Source organism: Psychrobacillus sp. OK032, from assembly GCF_900111345.1.
Lineage (GTDB): Bacteria > Bacillota > Bacilli > Bacillales_A > Planococcaceae > Psychrobacillus.
On sequence record NZ_FOGY01000002.1, the window covers coordinates 17,513 to 43,562 of the forward strand.

The following is a 26,050-nucleotide window of genomic DNA, read 5'->3' on the forward strand; positions in this document are numbered from 1 at the left end:
TTATCAGTTATTTTTTCAAAACTTAACTAATCAGTGTTCCAAAAATGAAACAAGTGTTTTAAAAAAGGTATTTTTTATTTTTTGTCGAAATATTCAGATATACGAATAAAAACTTTTAGTTGGAGGGCTATATGAAAACAAAAATTGCGGTTGTGGGAAGAGGGGAATTCGTGAATTTAGCAAGAAACTCAACAATGAAGTTTAAAAATAGTGATATTGAAATCACCGTCTTCGATTGTGGAGGGGACTTGTCTATTACACTCCCTAGGATCTTGACTAAATTAGAAGAAAATGAAACAGATATAATTATCACAGGGCATTTTTTCAAAATATTTCTTGAAAAACGGACGAGTATCCCCGTCATAAAATTAAAAGTAACACCAATCGATATGTTATTTGCTGTTCAGAAATCTTTGCCCTTTTCAAACAAAATTGCCATAGCATTGCCTGACCTTGAAGAGCTTAAATATGATTATTCGATTCTAGAAGAGCTTTTGCAAGTTCAACTTCACTACATTAGTTACAACACAAAGGCTGAGTTACGACAGAAAATTGAAACCTATTCAAATACAAAAGGAACAGTCATCAGTACAGGGCTTGGGGTTATTAATGCGAAAGAATATGGACTCTCGGGGACATTAATTTATTCCGAAGTCAGTATCATTGCATCCATTGAACGTGCAATTGAAATTATCCACTTTAAAAGAGCAGAAGAAAAACAAAGACAGCAGCTTAAAGCTGTTATTGATTCGGTACGAGATGGTATTATCGCAACAGATGAGCAAGATAAGATTACGATTATTAACGAATCAGCCTGGAATCATCTTAATATACAAAAAAATAATATTATTGGCGATCGCCTGTTAAAAATCATACCAAATCGCTCTATTCGAGAAATTACGCAAGATGAAGCTTTTCAAAACAAAATTATAAAATTTGATCACATTACTTTGAACACTAGTAAAGTGGCTGTTACTCAAAAAGGAACAAAAATTGGTAATATCATCACTTTGCAAGATATTTCGGAAATTCAACAAATCGAACAGAATTATAGGGTCGAGATTGAATCAAAAGGATTAGTTGCCAAAAATGAATTTAGTAACTTGATTTATAAAAGTGAAATCATTCATCACACAATTGAAAAGGCTAAAAAGTTCGCGAAAACCGATTCTACCATTTTAATAACTGGAGAATCTGGTACAGGAAAAGAAATAATTGCCCAGAGCATCCATAATCATAGCTACAGGAAAGCATATCCTTTCGTCGCCATCAATTGTGCAGCATTACCTGAAACACTCTTGGAAAGTGAACTTTTTGGCTATGAAAAAGGGGCATTTACAGGTGCAGCGAAAGATGGAAAAAAGGGACTTTTTGAGCTGGCTCATCATGGAACTCTTTTCTTAGACGAAATCAATTCCATTTCCATTCACTTTCAAGCCAGACTATTAAGGGCGCTACAAGAAAAAGAAATCGTTCGGATTGGCGGTCTTAAGGTCATTCCAGTTAATATTAGAATTATCGCTACATCCAATGAGAATTTAATTAGCTTAGTACAAGAAAACAAATTCCGCGCTGACTTATACTATCGTCTAAATGTTTTAAAAATTAATCTTCCTCCTTTAAGACAGCGGCCGGAAGATATTGTTCCCCTTACCAAACACTTTATATGGAAACATCGAAAAGAACTTTTTAGCCAAATTGACCATTTAATCGAGGACATTTGCGCGGATTTGCTGACGTATCGATTTGCCGGGAATGTGAGGGAACTTTACAATATCCTTGAACGATTTACCATTTTAGCTGAAACGAACAGAAACGAGTTAGATTACTATAGACTGCTTTTAGCGGAATGTATCGAAGAAATTCAACTACATCATCTAGCGGAAAATGAGAAAATTGAATTTGCGCTAAAGGATAACTATAAAGATAGTTTAGCAGAGGCGGAAAGATCCATTATTCAAAAATACTTCGACATCCAAAATGGCGATCGAACAGCCTTAGCCGAAGAACTTGGAATCGGAAGAACCACTTTATATAGGAAGTTAAAAGAATTAAATATTAGGTAAATGTATGCTAATCCTTTCTTACTTCAATTGTGTTTTTGCATAGATGCATGATGTCATCTAATTAATATTTAACTTTTATATACATGAATTACTAAGAACCCTTTTTTAATATAATGAGGAGAATATCCACTTTAATGGGTATTCTCCTTCCATTCTGTGTACCTTAAAAGCCCTAACCTACTATAGCAAACTAGGCTTTGTGAGGGTGACATCTAGCAAGTAACTTAATTCCCTTTTCAATTTCTTCCATTGATAATCCACCACAAATCCTAACATGATATAGGAATCTCCTTCGGGGTTTGGATTAAACCAAAATCTTGACGGACTCTTCGTAGTTCAAATAATCTGTTGAAAGTAAATGATCTTCATAATTTGCATCGTATTACTCCTTATCCGGACATATGTGTTCTTTTCATTATATCGAAAAATCGCTACTATTAAGAGAATGAAAGGATGAAGAAATATGAAATTTGTTTTTGATCTAGATGGGACGATTTGTTTTAAAGGGCAGCCTTTATGTGCAGAAATAGTGGAAGCTCTACAGTTTTGTCGACTAATGGGACATGAAGTTATTTTTGCATCCGCTAGACCCATTCGTGACTTACTTCCCGTGCTACCGAATGATATGCATATATACCCTATGATTGGTGGAAATGGTGCGTTTGTTGCAAAGAATGGGCAAAGCACGCATCTATCATCATTTGATAATCAAACAAGAAAACAAATAATACAAATCATTGAAGATTTTCAGCTATCTTATTTAATCGATAGTACGTGGGATTACGCGTATACTGGTAGCGCAAAACATCCAATTTATCGAAATCTCGATCCGGAAAGGTTAGCAAAAAACATCTCTATTAAAGAAATTGATCAAATGATAAAGGTAGTGCTTTTCCCAAACGAACATGCCGATGCTATATTATCTCGACTTGAATCGCTTCCCGCTCGGATATACATACATGGGCAAGAAAATATTTTTGATATTAGCCCAGTTGGTATCGATAAATGGTACGGCTTACGAAAATTAAAAGTGAAAGAACAAGATTTCATCGCATTTGGTAACGATGCAAATGATATCCCGATGTTTCTGGCTGCAAAAGAAGCAGTATGTGTGGGTACTCATGAGGAATTACAACAAGTTGCTACGATGGTTGTTGAAAGTAATACTCATACAGTCGCGAATAAAATAATTGAACTTAGTAAACTATATACATAACTGGAATAATATCATAGAAAAGGTAAGCATGAACACTAGATACTTTGCCGAGTTTGAAGGTATTCCAACTAACCCGCTAAAATTTTCAACTAACTCTTTTTTAGAGCCTATAATTGTTCCTAAAACTAAAAAAACTGCAGACAGCTCATCAAAATCTGAGTGTCTACAGTTTTTATTATGCTAAACGCTTCTTAGCTTCTTTGATCTGAATGGCAACTTGGTCAAAGCCCGTTCCACCTAAAGAATTTCTTCTTCGCACAGCAACAAGTGGTGATAAAACATCATAAATATCAGACTCTATTAAGCTACTTGCGTCTTGTAAATCTTCTAACGGAAGATCTAATAAGAAATACCCTCTTTGGATGCATAAGAATACAAGTTTCCCAGTGACTTCATGAGCTTCACGGAATGGAAGTCCTTTTGCAGCAAGGTAGTCTGCAAGTTCCGTCGCGTTCGAAAAGTCCTTGTGTACAGTATCATGCAGACGGTCTTTGTGAACAGTCATCGTACGAACCATACCTTCAAATATTTTCAGTGATCCGACGATTGTATGTACAGTATCGAACATGCCTTCTTTGTCTTCTTGCATGTCTTTATTGTAAGCAAGTGGCAATCCTTTAATGACAGTTAGTAAGCCCATCAAGTTTCCGTATACACGGCCAGTTTTTCCGCGGATTAACTCTGCCATATCCGGGTTTTTCTTTTGCGGCATAATACTTGAGCCAGTTGAAAATGAATCATCTAGTTCGATAAAGTTAAACTCAGCACTTGACCATAAAATGATTTCTTCTGCGAATCGTGATAAGTGTGCCATTAACATTGAAGAGTTGCTTAGGAATTCTACAATAAAATCACGATCACTTACTGCATCCATACTATTTGCATAAACATTTGCAAATCCTAGATACTCCGCCGACAACTTTCGATCAATCGGGAAAGTAGTCCCTGCAAGCGCACCTGCTCCAAGTGGAGAAATATCGATACGTTTAATAGAATCTTTAAAACGATCCTTATCCCGGTCAAGCATCCAGAAATACGCCATTAAATGATGCGCAAAAGAGATTGGCTGCGCTCGTTGCAAGTGCGTGTATCCTGGTGCAAGTGTTTCCACATGTACTTCTGCTTGTGAGACGAGTGTTTTTTGGAATGTCTCGATCAACTCAATGATTTCCCCTACTCTATTTTTCAAATATAAATGCATATCCGTTGCTACTTGATCGTTACGACTACGCCCAGTGTGCAGCTTTCCGCCAACTGGTCCAATCAAATCAATGAGCATTTTTTCTAAATTTAAATGAATGTCTTCATTTGCAACTAAAAATTCTAATGCATTATCTTCTGCTAGTTTTTTTAATTGCTCCAAACCACTGAGAATTTGTTGCACGTCTTCTTGGGGCAAAATTTGACATGCCCCAAGCATTTTAACGTGCGCAATACTACCATCTAAATCTTCCATTACTAATGTTTGGTCAAAACTGATGGAAGCTCCAAATTCATCTACCCATTGTTCAGCAGACTTTTGGAATCTTCCTCCCCAAAGTTTTGTCATGCTTTCACCTTCTCTGCTCCCTTGTTCACCATAGCGTGAACTTTTGTTGGAAGACCCCAAAGTTCGATAAATCCAACTGCTGAAGCATGGTTAAACTCGTCATCTGCTGTGTAAGTAGCAAGTTTTTCGTTGTATAAAGAGTTCGGAGATTTACGTCCTTCGACAATGGCATGCCCTTTAAATAATTTCACACGAACTGTACCGTTTACATACACTTGTGTTTCTTTTAAGAATGCTTCTAAAGCAGTTCTTAGTGGAGAAAACCAAAGTCCTTCATAAATAAGCTCTGTTAGTTTTTTCTCCATAACTGGTTTGAAATGCGCCAATTCTTTTACTAGTGTAATATCTTCTAATTCTTTATGAGCAAGTAATAGCGTGTGGGCACCTGGAATTTCATATACTTCACGGGATTTGATACCTACAAGACGGTTTTCTACGTGATCGATACGTCCAACTCCGTGTTTACCAGCTAAATCATTTAGTTTTAAGATTAATTCATATAGTTTATATTCCACGCCATCAAGCGCAACAGGAACGCCATTTTTAAACTCGATTTCAATAATATCCGGAACATCTGGAGCGTCTTCGATTGAAACAGTTAAATCGTATGCCTCTTCTGGTGGTGCTGCCCATGGATCTTCTAAAATACCACATTCATTCGCACGCCCCCAAAGGTTTTGGTCGATCGAGAATGGGCTATCTAAGTTAATCGGAATCGGGATGTTTTTCTCTTTTGCGTAAGCAATTTCTTCTTCACGGCTCCAGCTCCACTCACGAACCGGAGCAATAACTTCTAAACTAGGATTTAATGCATTAATAGAAACTTCGAAACGAACTTGGTCATTCCCTTTACCCGTACAACCATGTGCTACTGCAGTTGCTCCTGTTTGTTCAGCAATTTCCACTAATTTTTTCGAAATTAACGGACGAGATAATGCGGAAACAAGCGGGTATTTATTTTCATACCAAGTATGTGCTTGTAACGAAATTAATGCATATTCATTCGCAAATTCTTCTCTTGCATCAATCATATAGCTTTCTACTGCACCAACTTGTAGCGCCTTATTTTTAACAAATTCTAAATCTTTTCCTTCACCAACGTCGAGGCAGACTGCCACTACGTCATACCCTTGTTCTTTTAACCATGTAATTGCAACTGATGTATCTAATCCACCTGAATATGCTAATACAACTTTTTTATTCATTTTATATTCCCCCGATGTATGTTTATGCGTAATTTTAGTATTAATATACATTAATGTATCATGAGAAATGTATAAATACAACCAATAATTTATGATTATGAGGAATATTTTTAGTTGACAGACAGATTAATTGATTCGGAGATATGAAACAAAGATAATGGAAGAAAGGAGTGTGTGTAATGAGTCATTTATTTTCACCCATTAAACTAAAAGGGTTAGAGTTAAAAAATCGAATTGTGATGCCTCCAATGTGTCAATATTCAGTAGAAGCAAAAGACGGTATCCCAACGGATTGGCATTTTGTGCATTATGCAACTAGAGCAATTGGAGGGACTGGTCTAATTATTGTGGAAATGACCGATGTCGAACCCGATGGCAGAATAACGGATTTCGACTTGGGGTTATGGACAGACGAGCAAATTCCAGCGTATGAAAGAATTGTGAAAGAAGTGCATAAACACGGGTCTAAAGCAGGCATACAAATTGCACATGCTGGAAGAAAAGCAACAGATGCAAATCCCCCTGTAAGCTCATCTAGCATCCCGGTTGCTGAAAATTGGAAAGTGCCTAGAGCCCTTTCAACACAAGAAGTAAAAGAAATGGTTATCAAGTATAAAGAGGCAACAAAGCGAGCAGTTGCTGCTGGATTCGATACAATTGAACTCCACGGCGCGCACGGTTATTTAATCCATCAATTCCATTCTCCTAATATTAATAATCGCACAGATGAATACGGAAAAGACTTATCCAAATTCGGCGTAGAAATTATTCAAGCAGTGCGCAGTGTCATGCCGGAAGAAATGCCGCTTCTTTTTCGTATATCAGCGATTGAATATATGGATGGCGGATATGATTTAGAGCATTCATTAGAAATTGCGAAAAAATATAAACAAGCTGGCGTCGATGTATTCCATGTTTCAAGTGGCGGTGAAGGTCCTGCTGGAAAGATAAAACCTGCGAACACGCCAGGATATCAGGTTTCATTTGCACGTGCATATAAAGAAGCCTTGGAGGTACCTGTGATTGCAGTTGGTATTTTGGAGGATGCTACTTTGGCAGAACAAACTATTGCAAATGGCCATGCAGAGCTTGTGGCAGTTGGTCGTGGTATGCTAAAAGACCCGTACTGGTCACTCCATGCGGAAGAAGTAATTACAGGAAAAGTCACTCCCCCAGAGCAGTATAAAAGAGGATTTTAGTAACATTTTGTTATAATGGGACTAAAAAAAATATATAATAAAGACTGCTTAGTGTGTCTACACTAAGCAGTCTTGCAATAAAATAGTTACCGCTTCAAAGGCGATCAGCATTTAGGATGAGTAAACCTTCCCATGCTTGCTAGACTCGGGAATGGTTTACTTTTATTTTATAAAATAAAGATCGAAACGATCAAACCCGCAAACATTAAGGCTTCAAAAGTCGACATATAGCAATTCTTCCTCTTCCCATCCAAATAAATGAATAGAAAATCGGAAATGTCGACCGCCCATGAACACGTTATTCTATTATTTCCCCATTAACACCAATGAGAGCAAGATTTAAATGAAAGATAGTTTAGCTCGTCTGCCTACGATGTACGCTCTCAACGTGATAAAAACCACAAGGACAATTTCTTGGGGTTAAAAAACTCGGCAAACACTTTTAATTTAATACCCAAACAAGGCCCATTGTAGTGTCTATATCTGTACGGGGTAGGTATTAGTGGTGCAATCAGCTTAATATCAATTTCTGCAAATACATGGAAAAGCCTCATGTAAACCTCCTAAACTTTTTTCATTATCACACTTTATGAAGGAAAAAATTCCATTGGTTCTCTACAATGACTGTATCCATTCTTTTTATAATAATCAATACTATCCTCACTCGGCCAAACGATAATAAATTCATACTTCTTACCTTTTGCCCATTCGTTTATTGTAGTGATTAAATTGCTTCCAATTCCTTTGTTTCTAAATTCTTTGATTGTATATACATTAGTCATAAAAGCAAATGGGTATGTTATTCTGCCAGGTCGTGGCACTTTTTGTATTAACTCTATGTAAATATGCGACACGATTCTGCCTTCTTCCTCAGCAACCCATATAAACCAATTGCCACTTTCAATAGCACTTTTAAGAAAATAGCTGCATTCTATGTGAAATCCTTCAAAATTACTTTCATCAAACACCTTTTCTTCATAATCCTCCATCGTAAAATCCCATCTCATTTGAACTAACTGATCAATATCTGCCCTTTCAGCAAGCCTAACAATCACTAAATTCAACCCCTTTCTAAATATACTTCCCCTTATTATACTTAAAATGAAATCTGCCAAAATCATAGGAGTAGGTATCATGATGAATATTATCGACGCTATTATTGAATTGAACGGTACTTATGTATTTAGTATTACATTATTTTCTATAAATGCAGACGGCAGAAGTAGCGTTTAATTTACGCCATTCCACGATAATTGGAAGAAATACAAGCGACTAAAATGATAACAACGAATAGTTCGGATTGCACAAATAATTGGGTAAATACATATTATGCAGAGAATGTGCTTATCAATCACATTACAATTTGCAAAAAGGCAGGCAGAGTAATGGAATCTTCTATCGACTACAATTCCCCATCCGCTCAGTTCACTTTTAATGTCAATAAAAATCCTTTCTTTACAAAAGACAATTTTAACTTTATGAATATTCTAGGTGTCGGACAGTTAAATACATTAAACAATTTATCATTGATTGATATTTTTCTAAGTAGAGGCAACAATATTGAACCACATTACCATCCGAATGCTTCTGAGTTAGTATATTGTTTTTCCGGATCTATGGCAGTTTCGATGCTGAATCCGTTTACAAAGGAATATCAACATTACACAATTACACCTGGCCAAGTAGCAAATATACCGCAGGGCTGGTGGCATTACCAAATGGCTACAGAAGATCGGACACATGCTCTTGCTATCTTCAATGCATCAACCCCGGAAGTAATTCTTGGTTCCGATATTATTAAACTAACCCCATCGAACATTATGGCACACACTTATTGTATGGATGAAAATCAATGGGAACAGGCGATTGCACCGGTTACACCTTCGACTTATATCGGTCCACCTAAAAATTGCCCCAAAATAACTGGAGAAAACACAGGATGCTATCCAAATTATATGCATCCTTACTGTAGTCAAGAGTATTCGTTGCAACAATACATGCCATATAATCATCCAACTAGTTAAACTTTTTTCCAAGCTCAGAAAGTAAACAAAAGACAAATAATTGAAAAACTCCTTATAAAAAAGACTGTCTGATGAAAGAACATCAATACAGCCCAATAAGGTATCTTCTTAAATCGTTTTCTCTAAAAGCTGCTCCAAATCATCTTTCGTAAATAAATAATACTCATTACAAAAATGGCATTGGGCTTCTGCTTTCCCATCTTCTTCAATCATATCTTGGATTTCTTGTTGTCCTAAACTAATAATTGCACTGGCGATTCTTTCTCTTGAGCATTGACATTGAAAATGGATTGGCATTATTTCAAGTATACTTATATTTCCTGCGCCAAGCACTTCTTCTAGCATTTTTTCTGGTGTAAGTCCATCTTCGACCATCGAGGAAATAGACGGAATTTGCTGTAAACGGTCTTCTAAAAACTGAATCGTTTCCTCCGATGTTCCAGGCAATAATTGGATAATAAAGCCTCCTGCTGCTTGAATTGTATCGTCCGCATTTACAAGCACTCCTACACCAACGGAGGAAGGTGTCTGCTCTGAATTCATAATATAAGATGTAAAATCTTCTCCGATTTCCCCTGTTTCAATAGGAACTTGACCAACGAATGGCTGATTCATCCCGACATCCTTTGATACAGAAAAAGTTCCGTTCGTTCCAACCGCACGTTTAACATCTAATTTACCTGACTCTTTCAATTCAAAATGGGTTCGTGGATTAGATACATAGCCACGCACTTCCCCTTTAGCATTTGCATCGACTAGAATTGTACCAATTGGACCGCCACCGTCAATTTTAATTGTCAGTTTTTCTTCTCCTTTCATCATAGCTCCTAGGATGGCACCTGCCGTCATCGAACGTCCAAGAGCTACAGATGAAGTTGGAAGCGTGTCATGACGTCGCTGCGCTTCTCTAACTGTTTCAGTTGAGCGAATAGCATACGCTCGAACTTGATCTTGAAGTGCAATTGCTTTTACTACATAGTCATTCATATTTTTTCTCCTTTTAATATGTCGAAAAGACGTACTATCAATATACTAATACCTTAAAGTGAATCTCTACCTAAGTAAAGAAATCGAATTTCCCCAAAAAAGTCAATATATTTCATATCACTTAGTATAGCCATAACGATTCATTTTTGCTCGTTATTTTAAATATTCATACTATTTGTGACTATTTTATGAATTTATCGTTTTTTGTCACCATACGACAAGATTTGCATTTTTCATGTTATACAATATAAAAGTTGGTTCGGATACCACACAAAAAACGGATATCGATTCGATAGCTAAAATATTGTTTGGAGGAAATACCGTGATTAATTTAACAAATGAGAAAGCATTATTGTTTCAAATTGCAATAAAAAGAAAAATCATGTACAAAAAAGCAAAAAACTACGGTTTTACACATCCTGCAGTTGTAGAGTGCAGCCAAGAACTAGATGTATTACTAAATAAATATCAAAAAATAGCTTCTTAGACTTACATACAAAACCGATTTACCTTCCTTATACGGGAAAGTGGTCGGTTTTTTTTTTGGATGGGTTAATAATAAGGGAAGTTAAGGAATAAGGTGATGATTTCATACCTCTTCTGGAGCGGTTCCTCGACCGGATGGCTGGATAAATCCAGTCCTTTATACGATTGCGCTAGGTAATAATTATATGAATAATAGAGATTTGACGAAAAATGTAAAGAAACTGTATGTCATTCCAAAAGAGATAAGTACAGATAGTGCGAAAATAATTTCCATAAACGCTAGTTCATTTCAATATTCCCCTAACGGTCAATGGGTATCCTTTAGAGTGTCACCAACTGCTTCTTGGGCAATGGATAGTGATATGCTTTGCGTTCTATCTGTGGATAAAAAACAATTTAAAGTGATCGATGAAATGGTTCTAGGATTCGACTAAAAATGGGCATTTAACCAAAACTTCCTTGGCTATATCGCTAGCGGTAGAAGAATAGTATATGGTTAAAAAAACAAAAACTTAAAAGTAACAGAGCTTCCCTCTTTTCTTACACTAACTCTTATTCCGAAAAATATGCAGATATGGGCTTTACATGGGGCGATGATGATTCGTTAGTAGTTTCTCTAGAGTAGCGGAAACTGAATGGTCGAATGACCCCGAAAAACGTCCAAATCCTTCTTTATATTTTGTTCCGCTTTCAGGAAATGAACAAGTAAAGCTAACTCCCCTCCAAAAGGAGCCTACTATTAACAAAATTACGTGGTCGAGACAAAAAGAACTTCCAGATAATACATCCGACTTATGGATTGCTGACCCAAACGGTGAACACGCAAAAATTTGAATAAATGAGATTGGAGCATATAGCTTTTCCCTGAGAAATAAAGTGCAACTTCCATCAATGCGGATTCTTCATCCACCTCTGACGGGGAAATTGAGCCATAAAAGTTGAGGTAGGGGTAATTACAGCCTGTTAAACCGGGATAATATAACGCACTTCTATACAATCGGCTAATTAATTTAGCCATATTTGTATAGAAGTGCGTTATATGTTTAGACAACAACGACAAAATTCGAAGCAAATGTCTGCTCTTTTTCTACTTGAATCTCTTGTAACTTTTCTACTTCCCTTTTTCTTGAATTAGCACATTCAATATAATTAAGTTGGGAGATATAATTTTTATCAATAAGGGATGATAGATAATCTGCATCTTTCAATGCACTGTTTAAACCGAAAGCTCCGGTTGGGGTCATCGTATGCACTGCATCCCCAATTAATGCTACACCGTTTTTCCCCCAGCTTTCACTTGTTGAACTATATACATCGAGCAATACGAAATCTTTCCACGTTTGAATATTATTTCGAACCGTTTCTTCCAACTGCGGGAATGCTTCAGTGAGTTGGTCGATAAAAGGGGTAAACGGTTGCTTTCTTAACTGTGGAAATGCCCCTTCTTCTATATTCCAGCCAATTTGGATATAACCTTGAGCTTGGGTGAACAGTGATAATTGTTTCCCGTCAATAAGTGCCATTCTTATCGATGGTTCCCAATCATCCGGCGAAGGAATTCTCGCCCAAAGTAGATCAAATCCATGTTTACGAATTGTTACATCAATTTCTGCTTTTTTTCGAACAGTAGAATAACGACCATCTGCACCGATAATCAGCTGACTTTCAATTAGCATTTCTTCACCATCTTTTACTGCTCGAACTCCGTTATAATAGCCCGATTCATCTTCTAATAACTCTACTACCCTCGTGTTCATCATTGACCTAAAAGTTGGATACTCTTCCGCTGCTTCTAGTAATATCGATAATAAATGCTTCTGTGGAACATGTATGCCTAAATGTCCTACTTGTGGATCTGGTAGTATTGTTTTAAAAGGCTTTCCCTTATGCCAATATTCTAGTTTTTCCATACGAAGTAGTCCTAATTGTTCAATGGCATCAAAAAGTCCATGCTCCTTTAAAATCGTTTCGCCTTCTTCGTTTAAATGTTCACCACGAAAAGCCTTTCCTACAGCCGCATGTTGTTCCAGTAGGATAACCGAAACATTTTTCTTTGCTAGTAAATAAGCAAGCAGTGCCCCTCCAGGCCCTGCTCCAACAATACATACATCTACTTTATAATTCACTTCTTATCCTCCTGAGTGGATAATCGATAACTTTACAAGTTTGACTAACCAAAATTTCTTCAATAAATCATTTTAACTTACATAACGTAAGTTAGTATATTATTACAATCGATTATAGTCAAATAAAGTAATGGGATTTTTTAAAAATGAATACACGTTTTAGAATAACTTTAGCAAATTAATTCTTATTAGATCTTGTGTTTGACCAAGAATTGTATTTCCTCTGAAACACAAGAACACAGTACTTGGTTTTTTTATGGTGAGAAATTCACTGGATTGTAATAATTAGGAGAAAATACAATGTATGTTTCGTATTATGGTGTAAAAGCTTTCACAAAAATTGGAAGGGCTATTATTAATGTATTCAAATGAAACGAATTTTATCCAGCCTCTACAATTTGAATTAGTTAATGAAGGAATATTTTGTGAACAAATAGTTGCCGCTTTAAAAAGGAGCCTCCCATAAAGTTCTCCCCACAATAGAAAAAACATGGAATGATGAGATGGGCTTAACTCCAGGAGCAGTTTTTTTAGTTGATGATGTAGATCAATACTTTTTGGAGAATAAAGACTCGTTAAAGTTCATTAAGGAACCTACCGATATTCCACCTGGACGTTAAGCTATTTTCCAAGACAACTCTGGCAATCTAATAAGAATCTTGGACTTTAGTAAAGAATAAGCTTTGTTGGAATTTAAGAAAGCAGTGGAAAAAACTCACTAGGTGACCACGATAAAACAACCTCATATTTCCATCATTTCGACTTGATTTTAGTTCTTTTGATACATTTTTATAAAACACATAATACCGTACGCAATTTGACAAAGTTTGCGCTTTTCATGTCATATAATGGATGGGTTGCTTCCCTCACTTCTAGAATATGTACTCATAAACTGAAGCTAAATACACTGTATGGAGGAAGTTTGTTGTGATAAGTTTTTTGTACCAAAACACGTTATTGATTCTAATTGGAATCAAGAGGCAAGATATGTACAGGAAGGCAAAAGAATTAGGTTATACACATCCAATTGTCGTCTCAGTCAGCCAAGAACTAGATCATTTATTAAATCGTTATCAAAATGAAGTATCTTAACTAGACAGACCGGAATCACCATAAAAAACCGATTAGCTTGCCTTGATAATCCACTAATCGGTTTAAATATGGTGAAAATATTAACAAACAAAAGGAAAATGCTAAAGTTCTATTAGCTTACTTTTTATTAAAAAATCCTTTTCCAAATGTTTCAACGGCTTTCGGAAAAACAGCATATAATTTACTTGTGATACTCATATATACTGGCAGATCTACCTCACGAACTGGTTGCTTGATTGCTTTGGCGATAGAAGTTACAACTGTTTGTGGCGAAAGGAGATGCTTGCTTAGCCTCTCTCGATAATTACCAGTCTGATCTGCTAAATCTAAAAATGGCGTATCAATTGGGCCAGGATTAATAGTTGTCACTTGAATATTATACACTTTTAGTTCCATTCGAATAGCATTGGCAAAGCCTAGAATTGCATGTTTAGAAGCAGCGTATACAGAAGCTTTTGGTGTTGCAACTTTCCCAGCTTGTGAAGCGACAAAAATGATATGCCCTCTTCTTTTATCTTTCATTTTCAATGCAAAATATTTTGTAAGCTTTATCGGAGCAAGTACATTCACTTGCATCATTCGATCCATCTGTATTTCTTCTAAATCTGTTAAATAAGCAAATGTACCGACTCCTGCACAATGCACGACTACGTCTGGTGTGCCCATTTCTTCGAATAGTTTTTCGAAAGATTGCTCCACTGTTAAATCTGCTTGGATCGTCTGTATACCTAACTGTCTTAATTCATTTAAAACTTCTATATTCCTTCCTATAGCCCAAACCTCATTACCATCTGTTTGCAATCTTTTGGCAAGCAAAAGCCCGACGCCACTTGTAGCGCCGGTAATGCAAATTTTTTTATGCTTGCTCATACAATAGAATTCCTTTCTCATTGCGATGTTCCGTAATATAGCCATTATCTATTAAATAATCGACTTGCCCTATTGTTTCCGAAAGCGTTAATCCAAGTTCTTTTTCATACACTTTTGGAAATAGCTCTTGCGTAAGCTCAAAAATCGTTTTCTCTCCATCTTTCATCATGTCTAATACCCTCAAAGCTCGTTCCCTTTGCTTTTCAAGTCTGATCGCGAGAAGTTCATACACGTTATAAACTTCTTCTCCATGCCCACTATATATCTTTTCTACTGGCAGCGATTGAATTCTTTTCAATGAAGCATTATATTGAAGCATTGATTTAGCTCTTTTTTCTTTATTTAATGGTGGTTCAATTAATGGGTTGGATGAAATTTTATCAATAATCAGATCTCCCCCGATTAGTACTTTCTCTTTCTCTGACCAAAACGAGAGATGACTTTGTGCGTGGCCAAGTGTTTCAAGTACAGTAAATTCAGGATGACCAGGAAGTATATCTCCATCTTGTAGAATTTTTTCAACTGGACGGTTTCCAATAAAGTGGAGTGGTCTTTTCATTTTTTCCACCCAACGTAAATAATTTTCTGGAACCCCTTCTTCTATTAAACTTTGTAAGTAGAATTCATCGTGAAATTGGAAAAAATCTTTGTCTTTTGTTAGCCAAGGTTGATTATACGCATGACCTAGGGTGGTAGCTTGTTCGAAGGCATCCACCCAACCGGCATGATCCGGGTGATGGTGCGTGAGTAATACTTGTTCTATATCTGATAATGCATAGCCAGCCTCTTGTATCCCCTTTTTAAGTGCTACAAGTGCTTCTTCCGTTTTTGGTCCTACATCTACTAACGTTAATACATCCCCTTTTAATAAATACGAATTAACATCTCCTACTGCAAACGGAGTTGGTACACTAATTTTATGTATCATTATCTCAGTTCCCCTTTGTTCTGAATGGTTATTCATTCCATTGTACAGCTTTTTCTATGAGACGTCACGAAAATGAAGTTGACTTTTTATTGGAACACACATATAATTTCATTAATTCAGATAATAAAAGCCAAGATGAAGAATAGTACATATATGATGGAGTACTAGAGAGTGAAATGATCCGCTGCAAGTTTCACCTCCCGCTCATATGTCGAACCTACTTCGGAGCTACTATGCAAACATAGTCGTGCCTCCCGCGATAAGGGGGGATTAAGTTGTGTCGATTTTTTCGACAAATTTAGGTGGTACCGCGGAGACAAGCGTTTTCGTCCTTATTTATATAGGACGGGAGCGCTTTTTTATATGACCAAAAGGAGTGGATTGTACATGTCGAAGATTGTATTTGTTGGGGCTGGAGCAATGGCTGAGGCGATTATTCATGGCTTGACGAAAGAGGAAAAAGTTTCTCCTACACATATTCATGTGATGAATAAATCAGATGTTGAACAGTTGGAACATTTAAAACGTTCGTATAACGTACAGATTGTTTGCGAAGAGAAAATAGCGTTAACGGTTGCAGATATCATCGTTTTGGCAATGAAACCAAAAGATGCAATAGAAGCGTGCAACGGTATTGCTCCATATATAAATAAAGAAGCAACGATCATTTCTGTTATTGCAGGTGTGTCCATTCAAACAATCGCATCTCATTTAGGAACTCGACCTATAGCCCGTGTGATGCCAAACACTTCTGCAGCAGTTGGATTAAGTGCTTCTGCAGTATGTTGGAATGAACTCGTATCAGACCGCTCAAAGCTTGAAATCATTCATATACTAGAAGCGATTGGTTCAGTGAAAGTAGTAGACGAAGAAGATTTACATGTCGTGACGGCACTTGCAGGAAGCGGTCCTGCTTACTTTTACTATTTTGCAGAGCATTTTGAAGCAGCAGCTGTACAGCATGGTTTGTCTTCAGGAGATGCCCGCCAACTGTTTATCCAAACGATGGAAGGTGCAGCACAAATGCTGAAAAAAGGCGATGTCGAGCCATCAGAACTTCGAAGAAAAGTAACAAGTCCAGGCGGTACAACAGAAGCGGGAGTTGAACAGTTAGTTCAGCATAAAGTAAACGAAGCAATATTTGCCTGTATCGACGCTGCCCAAAACAAATCGCGTATTCTTGGCAAGCAATACGAGTAGTAATTGTGGTGAAATTTAGCATAGAGAAACAATTGAGATAGATAAGTAACCATCTCCAACTTAGAGAACCAACAACTAGAAAGGTGTGTAAGATTGTATGGATAATTCATACTTTGTCGGTTGGGGTACACTTGCCCTCATTAATGCAGGAATTGCACAAGGAAAAAATAGAAGCGGATTGAATTGGTTTCTACTTTCATTAGTAATCGGTCCAATTGCAACACTTAGCTTAGTAATAATTGAGAAAAAGCAAGAAAGTTCATAGTTTTAGACTGTAAATAATCTTATTACCGGTTAAGATCTTTTCTACCTGCATAAGCATTTCTTACCTAAAAAGATTCCGAGTGATCAATTATTCACTCGGAATCTTTTTTAATTGTCCGTTTGCCCAATCATATTCAGCAAAATCATGCGCTACATAAATCGGAAACTCATAATGTTCCACTTGAGCGATCATTCCCTTAATATCGGAAGGCATAAACCTGCTACTAATATGATTCACTATTAAGTGCTTTGCATTTGCTTCTTTACATACGTTTGCAGCGTCTACAATGGTCGAATGCCCATACAAACCAGCAAGGTCAGCCGTTTCTTGATCAAACGTTCCTTCATGCACGATAATATCGGATCCTTTACTTAACAAAATAGAGTTCTCGCAAAATTTAGTATCGCCTAAGATTGTTACTTGGAATCCATCTTTTGCTTCCCCTGTTACTTGAATGCTCCTGACGATTCTACCATCTGCTAACTCTACGTCATGCCCTTCTTTTAACTGTCTCAACAATGGACCTCTTGGGACACCAAGAGCATCTGTTTTTTCAATCAATAGTTCAGGAGGAAGTGGTTTTTGCATCACTTTATACCCGAAACAAGGGATTACATGCTCTAGCAATTTTGCTTCGACCAGAAACTGATCATCTTCAAAAATAATCCCTTCTTCAATTTCGATAAAGTTCAGCGCATATTTAATATGTGTTTTTGATGTAGCAAGTGTCAACTCAATCCACGCCTTAATACCAACCGGACCATAAATCGTCAGTGGTTCATCCCCACCTAAAAAAGAACGAGAGCCGAGTAAACCAGGCAGTCCGTATATATGATCTCCATGAAGATGCGTGATAAATAACTTCTCTAGTTTACGCGGTTTCAGTGTGGTGTGTAGAATTTGATGTTGCGTTGCTTCTCCACAGTCAAACATCCAAAATGTTCCCCGTTCATCGAGTAATTTTAATACGGTGGCAGTCGTATTACGCTGTTTAGAAGGCATCCCTGCACCAGTACCTAAAAATAATAATTGCATCTATTCCCCTGCTTTCGTGTGCATCCAAAAAGTACTTACTAATGTTAGTATAACATCAGTAGGTACTTTTTAAATGTTACAGTATATCCTTGTCTAGTTTTACTCTTTGTAATCGTAAAGCATTTAATACTACCGATACGGAACTAAATGCCATAGCTGCTCCTGCAACCCATGGAGCCAATAAGCCTACAGCTGCGATTGGTATGCCTAGCGTGTTATAGGCGAAAGCCCAAAAGAGATTTTGCTTAATATTTCCCATCGTTTTATGACTCATAATGATTGCATCAGCAATACTATTTAAGTCCCCGCGAATCAATGTAATATCCGCTGCTTCCATTGCGACATCCGTTCCAGTACCAATTGCCATACCGATATCAGCGACTGCAAGCGCAGGTGCGTCATTAATACCATCTCCGACCATTGCCACCTTCTTACCAGAAGCCTGAAGCTTTTTCACCTCTTCCGCTTTTCCTTCCGGAAGAACTTCCGCAATCACATGGGCGATTCCAACTTCTTTACCGATTGCAGTTGCAGTACGTTTATTATCACCTGTCATCATAATGACATCGATATTCATCTCTTTTAATCGTTTTATCGCTTTTTTTGATGTTTCCTTTATCGTATCTGCTACTGCAATTAGACCCGCATATTCCCCATCGATACTTGCTAACATGGCCGTTTTCCCATTCGCTTCTAACGTTTCCATCATCGGCAGGATATTTGAAATGTCAATATTGTGTTGATTCATCAGCTTTCTAGTTCCGACAAGAATATCTTTTTGATCAACGATTGTTTTAACCCCATAACCCGGGACCGCTTCAAATTTTTGTACTTCACGAAGGGATATTCCCTTATCTTGAATTCCTTGTACAATTGCTGCTGCAAGTGGATGTTCCGATTGTTTTTCCGCTGCTCCAATGAGTGAAAGGAATTCCCCTTCCAATACTCCTTGAGCTACAATAACATCCGTCAACTCTGGTTTACCATTTGTAACGGTTCCTGTTTTATCTACAATGACCGTGTCAATATGGTGAGTCGTCTCCAAATGTTCGCCACCTTTAAACAAAATTCCAAACTCCGCGGAACGACCTGATCCAGCCATTATTGAAGTAGGGGTTGCAAGTCCTAATGCGCATGGACATGCAATAACAAGCACTGCAATCAATGCTTCCAGTGCCGGAGTAATCTCTCCTGGCTTGACCCAAATGATCCAAACTAAAAATGTAATTACGGCAATACCGATGACGATCGGTACAAAGACACCAGAGATTTTGTCAGCGAGTCTTTGAATAGGTGCTTTAGAGCCTTGCGCATCTTCCACCACTTTAATTATTTGAGAAAGTACAGTGTCTTGTCCAATTTTCGTAGCTTTCATTTTCAGAAAACCATTCTTATTGATCGTAGAACCAAACACAGAATCCCCAATCGTTTTATCGACCGGAATACTTTCACCTGTTAGCATAGATTCATCTATAGCCGTATTCCCTTCTAACACTTCGCCATCCACAGGTATTTTCTCACCTGGTTTTACTAAAATCGTATCCCCAGTAACTACTTCCTCTAGTGGTATTTCTAATTCAGCACCATTTCTAACAACCAACGCTGTTTTAGCCTGAAGCCCCATAAGCTTCTTGATTGCTTCAGATGAACGCCCTTTTGCTTTTGCTTCAAAAAGTTTTCCTAATATAATAAGTGTAATTAAAACGGCGCTTGTTTCAAAATACAATTGTGCAGCATGATGCTCACCTATCGTAACGATTGCTTGATATACACTATAAAAGTAAGCTGCGGATGTGCCCATAACGACTAGTACATCCATATTGGCACTACCATTTCGTAGGGCTTTATAAGCACTTACATAAAACTGCCAACCAATGATAAATTGGACAGGAGTTGCTAGCGCCATTTGTACCCATGGGTTCATTAATATTTCGGGCATGTAAATAAAAGAAGTAAATGAAAAATGACCAACCATTGTCCACAATAATGGAAGTGACAAAATCGCAGCGATGATAAATTTTCTTTTTTGCTTTTGTATTGCCAACTCACGGAAATCTACTGTATCTTTCTCGTTATCCTTGTTAAGTGCTCCGTACCCTAACTTTTCTACACGAGCGATAATATCTCCAACAGAAACTTCAGAAGGATTGTATTCGATTGTTGCATTCTCCAGTGCCAAGTTGACGTTTGCACTGGATACACCTACCAGTTTGTTTAGCCCTTTTTCAATTCTTGTAGCACATGCTGCACAAGTCATTCCTGTAATTGCAATCTCTTTTTTCTCTTTTGCAACCCCGTATCCAAGATCTTGAATTTTCTTCTCAAAGTCTTGTTCACTCAACTTTTCAGGATTGTATTTGATTAATGACTTTTCAAGAGCCAGATTGACATTTGCTATCTCTACACCGTCCATTTTAGTTAAACCTTTTTCTATTCTTGCTGCACAGGCTGCGCAAGTCATCCCTGTAATTTGAAGACTTGCTTCTTTTAGCTCATTGCTCATTTCATCTCCACCTCCCGCATACCGCTATGGGGTATGTTTATATGTAAGAAAGAGAGTGCTAAAACAGCACTCTTACTGAATTATTCGACATTGTATCCTTGATCATCAATCGTTTCTTTAATCTCGCTCAGCGTTACTTTCTCGTCATCAAATGAAATATCTACTTTTCCTGATTCTAAGTGAACCTTTACTTGTTCTACACCATTTAGTTGAAAAACGCTACTTTCAACAGCATTCACACAATGACCACAGGACATTCCTTGTACGCTCAATGTTATGTTTTCCATATTTAACAATCTCCTTTTATTTTCTCATTAATTTTTGTATCGTAATTAATAATTCGTCCAGTATTTCATCGTCACCTTCAGCTAATCTATCTACTACACAGCCTTTTAAATGTCCTTGTAAAAGAACTTTTGCTACGCTGTTCAAAGCCGATTGAGTTGCGGAAAGCTGGGTAATTATATCGTCACAATAAACGTCTTTATCTACCATTCCTTTTATTCCACGGATTTGACCTTCTATTCGGTTCAACCGATTCGTTAAATCTTTTTTTACATGTTCAGGATGGTGACTTTTCCGGCAAGAAATATTAGATGAGACTGTATTATCTTCTGTAATATTGTCCAAGTATCCAACCTCCTATCCTATATTCATAATACAGTACCCTAGTAGGGTATGTAAAGCAGAATGAATTCGTTTATTTTTTTTCATGATCATCGAGAAAATCTTTACTAAAACTCGTTTTGGATTCTAATGAGGCTTTCTTTTTTACTTTCATTCCCCGTTTAATCGTATCTTTTCCGAACTTAGTTTGTAACTGTTCGACAAGTTTTAAAATAGGTTCTTCTTTTGCATGCTCTTCAAAGTTAAAGATTGAAAGCTGCTCCACGGATTCTCCTTTATCATATACATTGTTTACCGTAACACCGAGTAATCTAATTGGCTCATCTTTCCAAGTTGCATGGAACAATTTTGTCGCAAGCCGGTATATTTCTTTTTCTTCAAAAAGTCGATTCGTCACAGTTTTACTTCTCGTTTTATTTTTCCAACTGGCATCTCGAATATGAATCGTAATGGAACGTCCCGCCAAGTTTTTGGAATCCAAACGAGATGCTACTTTTTTCGAAAGTAAGCGTAATACTTTTTCAATTTCCTCCACATCCGTTACATCATATGGTAGTGTTGTTGAGTTCCCAACACTTTTCGTATCGAAAACCGATTCAGGGTCGACTGCCCGATTGTCGATGCCATTTGCACGCTCGGAAAGTCGAACTCCTATTTTCCCAAGCTTTTCTTTTAGAAGACTAGGAGCGGCATTTGCTAAGTCTCCAATTGTATGAATACCAAATTCAGCAAACTTTTTGGATGTACTCTCGCCTACACCATGCATTTCAATAACGGGAAGCGGCCAAAGTTTTTCCGCTACCTCTCGTTTACGCAAGACCGTAATGCCCATAGGTTTCTTCATATTCGATGCGGTTTTTGCTAAAAATTTATTCGGAGCGATTCCAATAGAACTCGGTAAATCCAACTCCCGAATAATTCGCTGTTGAATAGATTCTGCAAACGCAACTGCATCTAGTCCCATTTCTACATCACTCACGTCCATATATCCTTCGTCAATCGACACCGGTTCCACAAGCGGCGTATATGAACGCAATATATCAAACATTGCTTTCGATGCAGCTCGGTATCGTTCAAAGTTTGGTGGCAATAAGATTAACTCCGGACATTTTCTCTTAGCTTCCCAAACAGACATTGTCGTATACACACCTTTAGCACGAGCCTCGTATGAACAAGTGACTAAAATTCCTCGTCTTTGTTTCGGATCACCGGCAACTGCAATCGCTTTCCCTTTCAGTGAAGGATCGTGCGCTTGCTCGACAGAAGCATAAAAACTATTCATATCTAGGTGAAATATTATTCTTGCTTTACGCTCCACGTACCTCACCTCCACTTTGTATTACTCTATTATAGCAATTTTAGTGGTATTTGAGTTATGAAGGGATATGATGTTCCGCTCGAAGTTTACTTGAATTGCATGCGGTTGCTTTCAGTTGGTTGCCCTCTGCTACTGTTTTTCAATTTTTACACAAAAAAAAGGTAGCTTTTAAAAGCTACCTAATTCTTCTTTCTTCACATTTTCTAAATAAGACTGGATATCTTTAATTCCTTCCAATGAACGAACTAAAATAGACGGATCGACTATTGTAATCATACGGTTTTCTAAATTCGCGACCGCAGTAAAGTATTGCGTCTTCGTATAATTTACTAATCCAATTTGCTTTAAGTCTTCCGATGCAATATCAAGAATTTCCTTTGCTTCTTTTACCAAAATTCCGATTGACATATCTTGCGTATGCATCGTTACTACTCGGGCGTTCTCAAAGTTTAAACCACTTCGATAATACAAGATTTCCTCAAAGTCGATAATTGGAACGAGTTCACCACGGATTTTCATTAGTCCGATTAAATAATTCGGTAAATGTGGGATTGGGTTGACTTGTTCTAATTTTTCGATCGATATGACATGTTCAATAGGAACCGCATATTCTTCATTTCCACATTGAAAAACAACTACTTTTTCACTAGACAATAAACAGCGCCTCCTAAATACGTTATTCTGCTGCTACTTTTACAATTTCTACAAGTAAATCAGCCAATTTTTCTAGCTCTACTACGGGCATGCGTTCATTTGTCGTATGAATTTCCTCATAGCCAACAGATAATATAACCGTTGGAATACCAAATCCAGCAATGACATTTGCATCACTGCCTCCGCCACTTCTTTTTATATCGGCAGTTCGACCGATTTTTTCAACTGCTTTTTTCGCTACCTGTACGACTTCGTGGTCGTCTTCAAAATGGAAGCCAGGATACATCAATTCTGTTTCCGTTCTAGCTGTACCACCTAGTTTTTCCGCAATTTCTGCGAAAGTAGCTACCATATGTGCTACTTGTGCATCTAATTTTTCTTTATTGATCGAACGTGCTTCAGATAAGATATGCACTTCATCGCACACAATATTAGTTGCTTGTCCACCTTCAAAGCGTCCGATATTTGCAGTCGTCTCCGCGTCGATACGACCTAGTTTCATCGCAGAAATTGCTTTAGATGCTAATGTAATAGCAGAAATTCCTTTTTCAGGTGCAACACCTGCATGTGCTGTTTTCCCAGTAATTGTGGTCCACAGTTTGGACTGGAACGGAGCTGCAGTAACGATCCCACCAACGGGACCATCGCTATCAATCGCATAGCCGTATTTAGCTGTAAGTAGTGAAGGATCCATTTCTTTCGCACCAACTAAACCACTTTCTTCCCCAGCTGTAATGACGACTTGGATATCACCGTGCGGGACATTCTGTTCGTTCAAACGACGAATGGCTTCAAATAATGCAGCAATACCTGCTTTATCATCCGCTCCTAAAATAGTCGTACCGTCCGAATAGATATAACCATCTTCTTTTAAAATAGGTTGGATCCCTTTTCCAGGAACAACTGTATCCATATGAACAGTGAAATAAATCGCATCTGCATCTGCTTTAGTTCCTTTTAAAGTTGCTATTAAATTACCTGCACCATGTCCAGTTCGCTCTGCAGAATCGTCTTCGATAACCGAAAAACCTAATTGCTCTAATTTATTCTTTAAAATCGGTGCGATTACTTCCTCATGCTTCGTTTCGGAATCTATTTTTACTAATTCAAAAAATTCTTCTACTAATCCGTTCATCTTATGAAGACTCCTTTTACAATGGAATATTTCCATGTTTTTTATTTGGTCTTGTTTCTTTCTTGTTGCGCATCATATCTAATGCTTGTATTAACTTAATACGTGTTTCACGAGGATCGATTACATCATCTACCATCCCCATCGAAGCTGCTACATAAGGGTTTGCAAATTTTTCACGGTATTCTTCTATTTTCTCCGCTCGTACTTTTTCAGGATTATCGCTATTTGCAATTTCTCGTGCAAAAATAATATTCGCAGCACCTTGAGGTCCCATTACGGCAATTTCGGCATTTGGCCATGCGAATACTACGTCAGCTCCGATTGATTTTGAGTTCAGTGCTACATATGCACCACCATATGCTTTCCGTAAAATAACCGTCATTTTAGGAACAGTAGCTTCTGAATAGGCAAACAAGATCTTTGCCCCATGACGAATAATACCCCCATGTTCTTGTTTAATACCTGGGAAGAAGCCCGTCACGTCTTCAAATGTAATAATCGGTATATTAAAGGCGTCACAAAAACGGATAAAACGAGCTGCTTTATCACTTGAGTCGATATCCAGTCCACCGGCCATCACCTTAGGCTGATTACAAACAAGTCCAACGACTTCACCTTTAATACGCGCTAAACCAATGACAATGTTTCTAGCAAATTCTTTTTGTACTTCTAAGAAAGAATCCGCATCGACTACTTGCTCAATCACTTTGCGAATATCGTAAGGACGAACAGCTTCAAATGGTACAATGTCCGCTAAATCTGGACGGTCATCATTTTCCGCAACTACATTTGCAATTTCCGGTTTTTCTTCAAAGTTTTGAGGTAAATAGCTCAGAAGTAAACGTACACTCTCTAACACTTCTTCCTCCGTTTTGCCACGGAAATGGGCGTTCCCACTAATGGTGTTATGTACTTTAGATCCACCTAAGTCTTCCGCGGAAATCTTTTCACCAGTTACGGTTTCAATCACTTTCGGTCCTGTGATAAACATTTGACTTGTCTCATCTGTCATAAAAACGAAATCTGTAATAGCAGGTGAATAAACCGCCCCACCAGCACACGGTCCTAAAATAACCGAAATTTGTGGAATAACCCCAGAGTAGATCGCATTGCGATAAAAAATTTGTCCGTATCCATCAAGTGACACTACACCTTCTTGAATACGAGCCCCACCTGAATCGTTTAGTCCAATAAACGGCGCACCATTTTTTGCAGCTAAATCCATGACATTTGCTATTTTTAGCGCGTGCATTTCTCCTAGAGCTCCACCAAACACCGTAAAATCCTGTGAGAATAAATAAATAGGTCGACCATTTACTTTTCCATATCCGGTTACTACACCGTCACCAGGTCCTTCTTGCTTGTCCATCCCAAAGTCAACTGTACGATGCTGGATAAACGGATTTAACTCTACAAAAGAATCCTTATCTACGAGCAATGCTATTCGCTCTCGAGCAGTAAGCTTTCCTTTTTCATGTTGCTTTTCAATACGCTCATCTCCGCCACCTAATTCGATTTTGCGCTTACGATCATATAAATCATTGATTTTCTCATAAATATCCATT

At 37.6% G+C, this 26,050-nt stretch carries 24 protein-coding genes and 1 other annotated feature; of the genes, 9 read left to right on the forward strand and 15 right to left on the reverse strand.

Annotated elements, in window-relative coordinates; translation table 11 throughout:
* The first annotated feature begins 131 nt into the window (after nt 1–131).
* Both BMZ04_RS03670 and BMZ04_RS03675 read left to right on the forward strand, forming a co-directional pair.
* A complete protein-coding gene (locus BMZ04_RS03670) occupies nt 132–2,066 on the forward strand; it encodes a sigma 54-interacting transcriptional regulator (RefSeq protein WP_093265561.1) in 1,935 nt (644 codons plus the stop codon).
* Between the two features lie 463 nt (nt 2,067–2,529).
* On the forward strand, nt 2,530–3,282 hold the full coding sequence (locus BMZ04_RS03675; protein WP_093265564.1) for an HAD-IIB family hydrolase: 753 nt from the start codon (nt 2,530–2,532) through the stop codon (nt 3,280–3,282).
* Nucleotides 3,283–3,457: 175 nt separating this feature from the next.
* On the opposite strand, the gene argH is transcribed toward BMZ04_RS03675, so the two are convergent.
* Nucleotides 3,458–4,831, reverse strand: coding sequence for an argininosuccinate lyase (argH, locus tag BMZ04_RS03680; RefSeq protein WP_093265566.1), 1,374 nt, complete (start codon nt 4,829–4,831; stop codon nt 3,458–3,460).
* Complete coding sequence (locus BMZ04_RS03685; protein WP_093265569.1) at nt 4,828–6,036, reverse strand: argininosuccinate synthase; 1,209 nt, start codon at nt 6,034–6,036, stop codon at nt 4,828–4,830. Before BMZ04_RS03685 ends, argH begins: the two co-directional genes overlap by 4 nt.
* A gap of 179 nt (nt 6,037–6,215) precedes the next feature.
* Here BMZ04_RS03685 and BMZ04_RS03690 point away from each other — a divergent pair, with 179 nt between their 5' ends.
* Nucleotides 6,216–7,235, forward strand: a complete 1,020-nt coding sequence (locus BMZ04_RS03690; RefSeq protein ID WP_093265572.1) for an NADH:flavin oxidoreductase/NADH oxidase — start codon at nt 6,216–6,218, stop codon at nt 7,233–7,235.
* 587 nt (nt 7,236–7,822) lie between these two features.
* Here BMZ04_RS03690 and BMZ04_RS03695 read toward each other — a convergent pair.
* Entirely contained in the window at nt 7,823–8,290 is a 468-nt protein-coding gene (locus BMZ04_RS03695) for a GNAT family N-acetyltransferase (protein ID WP_093265574.1), read from the reverse strand.
* A 330-nt stretch (nt 8,291–8,620) separates the two neighbouring features.
* On the opposite strand from BMZ04_RS03695, the gene BMZ04_RS03700 reads away from it, so the two are divergent.
* Entirely contained in the window at nt 8,621–9,259 is a 639-nt protein-coding gene (locus BMZ04_RS03700) for a cupin domain-containing protein (protein WP_093265577.1), read from the forward strand.
* A 108-nt stretch (nt 9,260–9,367) separates the two neighbouring features.
* Here the strand turns inward: BMZ04_RS03700 and hslO are convergent, their stop codons facing one another.
* Entirely contained in the window at nt 9,368–10,246 is an 879-nt protein-coding gene (gene hslO / locus BMZ04_RS03705) for an Hsp33 family molecular chaperone HslO (RefSeq protein ID WP_093265580.1), read from the reverse strand.
* A 322-nt stretch (nt 10,247–10,568) separates the two neighbouring features.
* On the opposite strand from hslO, the gene BMZ04_RS03710 reads away from it, so the two are divergent.
* Nucleotides 10,569–10,733 carry an aspartyl-phosphate phosphatase Spo0E family protein gene (locus BMZ04_RS03710; protein WP_093265583.1) on the forward strand — a complete coding sequence of 55 codons (165 nt, stop codon included), beginning with the start codon at nt 10,569–10,571 and terminating at the stop codon, nt 10,731–10,733.
* 184 nt (nt 10,734–10,917) lie between these two features.
* Nucleotides 10,918–11,166: a hypothetical protein gene (locus BMZ04_RS03715; protein WP_093265586.1), complete on the forward strand. Its 249-nt coding sequence runs from the start codon at nt 10,918–10,920 to the stop codon at nt 11,164–11,166.
* A gap of 609 nt (nt 11,167–11,775) precedes the next feature.
* Here the strand turns inward: BMZ04_RS03715 and BMZ04_RS03720 are convergent.
* On the reverse strand, nt 11,776–12,858 hold the full coding sequence (locus BMZ04_RS03720) for an FAD-dependent monooxygenase (protein WP_093265589.1): 1,083 nt from the start codon (nt 12,856–12,858) through the stop codon (nt 11,776–11,778).
* Between the two features lie 930 nt (nt 12,859–13,788).
* On the opposite strand from BMZ04_RS03720, the gene BMZ04_RS03725 reads away from it, so the two are divergent.
* On the forward strand, nt 13,789–13,950 hold the full coding sequence (locus BMZ04_RS03725) for a Spo0E family sporulation regulatory protein-aspartic acid phosphatase (RefSeq protein WP_369802631.1): 162 nt from the start codon (nt 13,789–13,791) through the stop codon (nt 13,948–13,950).
* A 117-nt stretch (nt 13,951–14,067) separates the two neighbouring features.
* Here BMZ04_RS03725 and BMZ04_RS03730 read toward each other — a convergent pair whose 3' ends face one another.
* Together BMZ04_RS03730 and BMZ04_RS03735 are read right to left on the reverse strand one after the other, a co-directional pair.
* Nucleotides 14,068–14,820, reverse strand: a complete 753-nt coding sequence (locus BMZ04_RS03730; protein WP_093265595.1) for an SDR family NAD(P)-dependent oxidoreductase — start codon at nt 14,818–14,820, stop codon at nt 14,068–14,070.
* Entirely contained in the window at nt 14,807–15,748 is a 942-nt protein-coding gene (locus BMZ04_RS03735; RefSeq protein WP_177184315.1) for an MBL fold metallo-hydrolase, read from the reverse strand. The genes BMZ04_RS03730 and BMZ04_RS03735 overlap by 14 nt, the downstream gene beginning before the upstream one ends.
* A gap of 123 nt (nt 15,749–15,871) precedes the next feature.
* Nucleotides 15,872–16,085: a binding site (T-box leader), on the forward strand.
* Nucleotides 16,086–16,135: 50 nt separating this feature from the next.
* Between BMZ04_RS03735 and proC the strand changes: the two genes are divergently transcribed.
* On the forward strand, nt 16,136–16,948 hold the full coding sequence (gene proC / locus BMZ04_RS03740; RefSeq protein ID WP_093265597.1) for a pyrroline-5-carboxylate reductase: 813 nt from the start codon (nt 16,136–16,138) through the stop codon (nt 16,946–16,948).
* A 97-nt stretch (nt 16,949–17,045) separates the two neighbouring features.
* Complete coding sequence (locus tag BMZ04_RS22210) at nt 17,046–17,213, forward strand: hypothetical protein (protein WP_177184316.1); 168 nt, start codon at nt 17,046–17,048, stop codon at nt 17,211–17,213.
* A gap of 87 nt (nt 17,214–17,300) precedes the next feature.
* Here the strand turns inward: BMZ04_RS22210 and rnz are convergent, their stop codons facing one another.
* From rnz to BMZ04_RS03780, 8 genes are all read right to left on the reverse strand, one after another.
* On the reverse strand, nt 17,301–18,248 hold the full coding sequence (rnz, locus tag BMZ04_RS03745; protein ID WP_093265600.1) for a ribonuclease Z: 948 nt from the start codon (nt 18,246–18,248) through the stop codon (nt 17,301–17,303).
* A gap of 76 nt (nt 18,249–18,324) precedes the next feature.
* Complete coding sequence (locus BMZ04_RS03750) at nt 18,325–20,751, reverse strand: heavy metal translocating P-type ATPase (RefSeq protein WP_093265603.1); 2,427 nt, start codon at nt 20,749–20,751, stop codon at nt 18,325–18,327.
* 80 nt (nt 20,752–20,831) lie between these two features.
* Nucleotides 20,832–21,038 (reverse strand): copper chaperone CopZ, encoded by a 207-nt coding sequence (gene copZ, locus BMZ04_RS03755; protein WP_093265606.1) that lies wholly within the window; start codon nt 21,036–21,038, stop codon nt 20,832–20,834.
* Between the two features lie 16 nt (nt 21,039–21,054).
* Complete coding sequence (locus tag BMZ04_RS03760) at nt 21,055–21,381, reverse strand: metal-sensing transcriptional repressor (protein ID WP_177184317.1); 327 nt, start codon at nt 21,379–21,381, stop codon at nt 21,055–21,057.
* Between the two features lie 70 nt (nt 21,382–21,451).
* The gene (locus tag BMZ04_RS03765) at nt 21,452–22,696 is read right to left on the reverse strand and encodes a DNA polymerase IV (RefSeq protein ID WP_093265609.1); all 1,245 of its coding nucleotides are present in this window, start codon (nt 22,694–22,696) and stop codon (nt 21,452–21,454) included.
* A gap of 168 nt (nt 22,697–22,864) precedes the next feature.
* Nucleotides 22,865–23,350: a chemotaxis protein CheW gene (locus BMZ04_RS03770; protein ID WP_093265612.1), complete on the reverse strand. Its 486-nt coding sequence runs from the start codon at nt 23,348–23,350 to the stop codon at nt 22,865–22,867.
* 22 nt (nt 23,351–23,372) lie between these two features.
* Nucleotides 23,373–24,485, reverse strand: coding sequence for a M20/M25/M40 family metallo-hydrolase (locus tag BMZ04_RS03775; RefSeq protein WP_093265615.1), 1,113 nt, complete (start codon nt 24,483–24,485; stop codon nt 23,373–23,375).
* Between the two features lie 16 nt (nt 24,486–24,501).
* On the reverse strand, nt 24,502–26,049 hold the full coding sequence (locus tag BMZ04_RS03780) for an acyl-CoA carboxylase subunit beta (protein WP_093267104.1): 1,548 nt from the start codon (nt 26,047–26,049) through the stop codon (nt 24,502–24,504).
* Nucleotide 26,050: the final 1 nt, after the last annotated feature.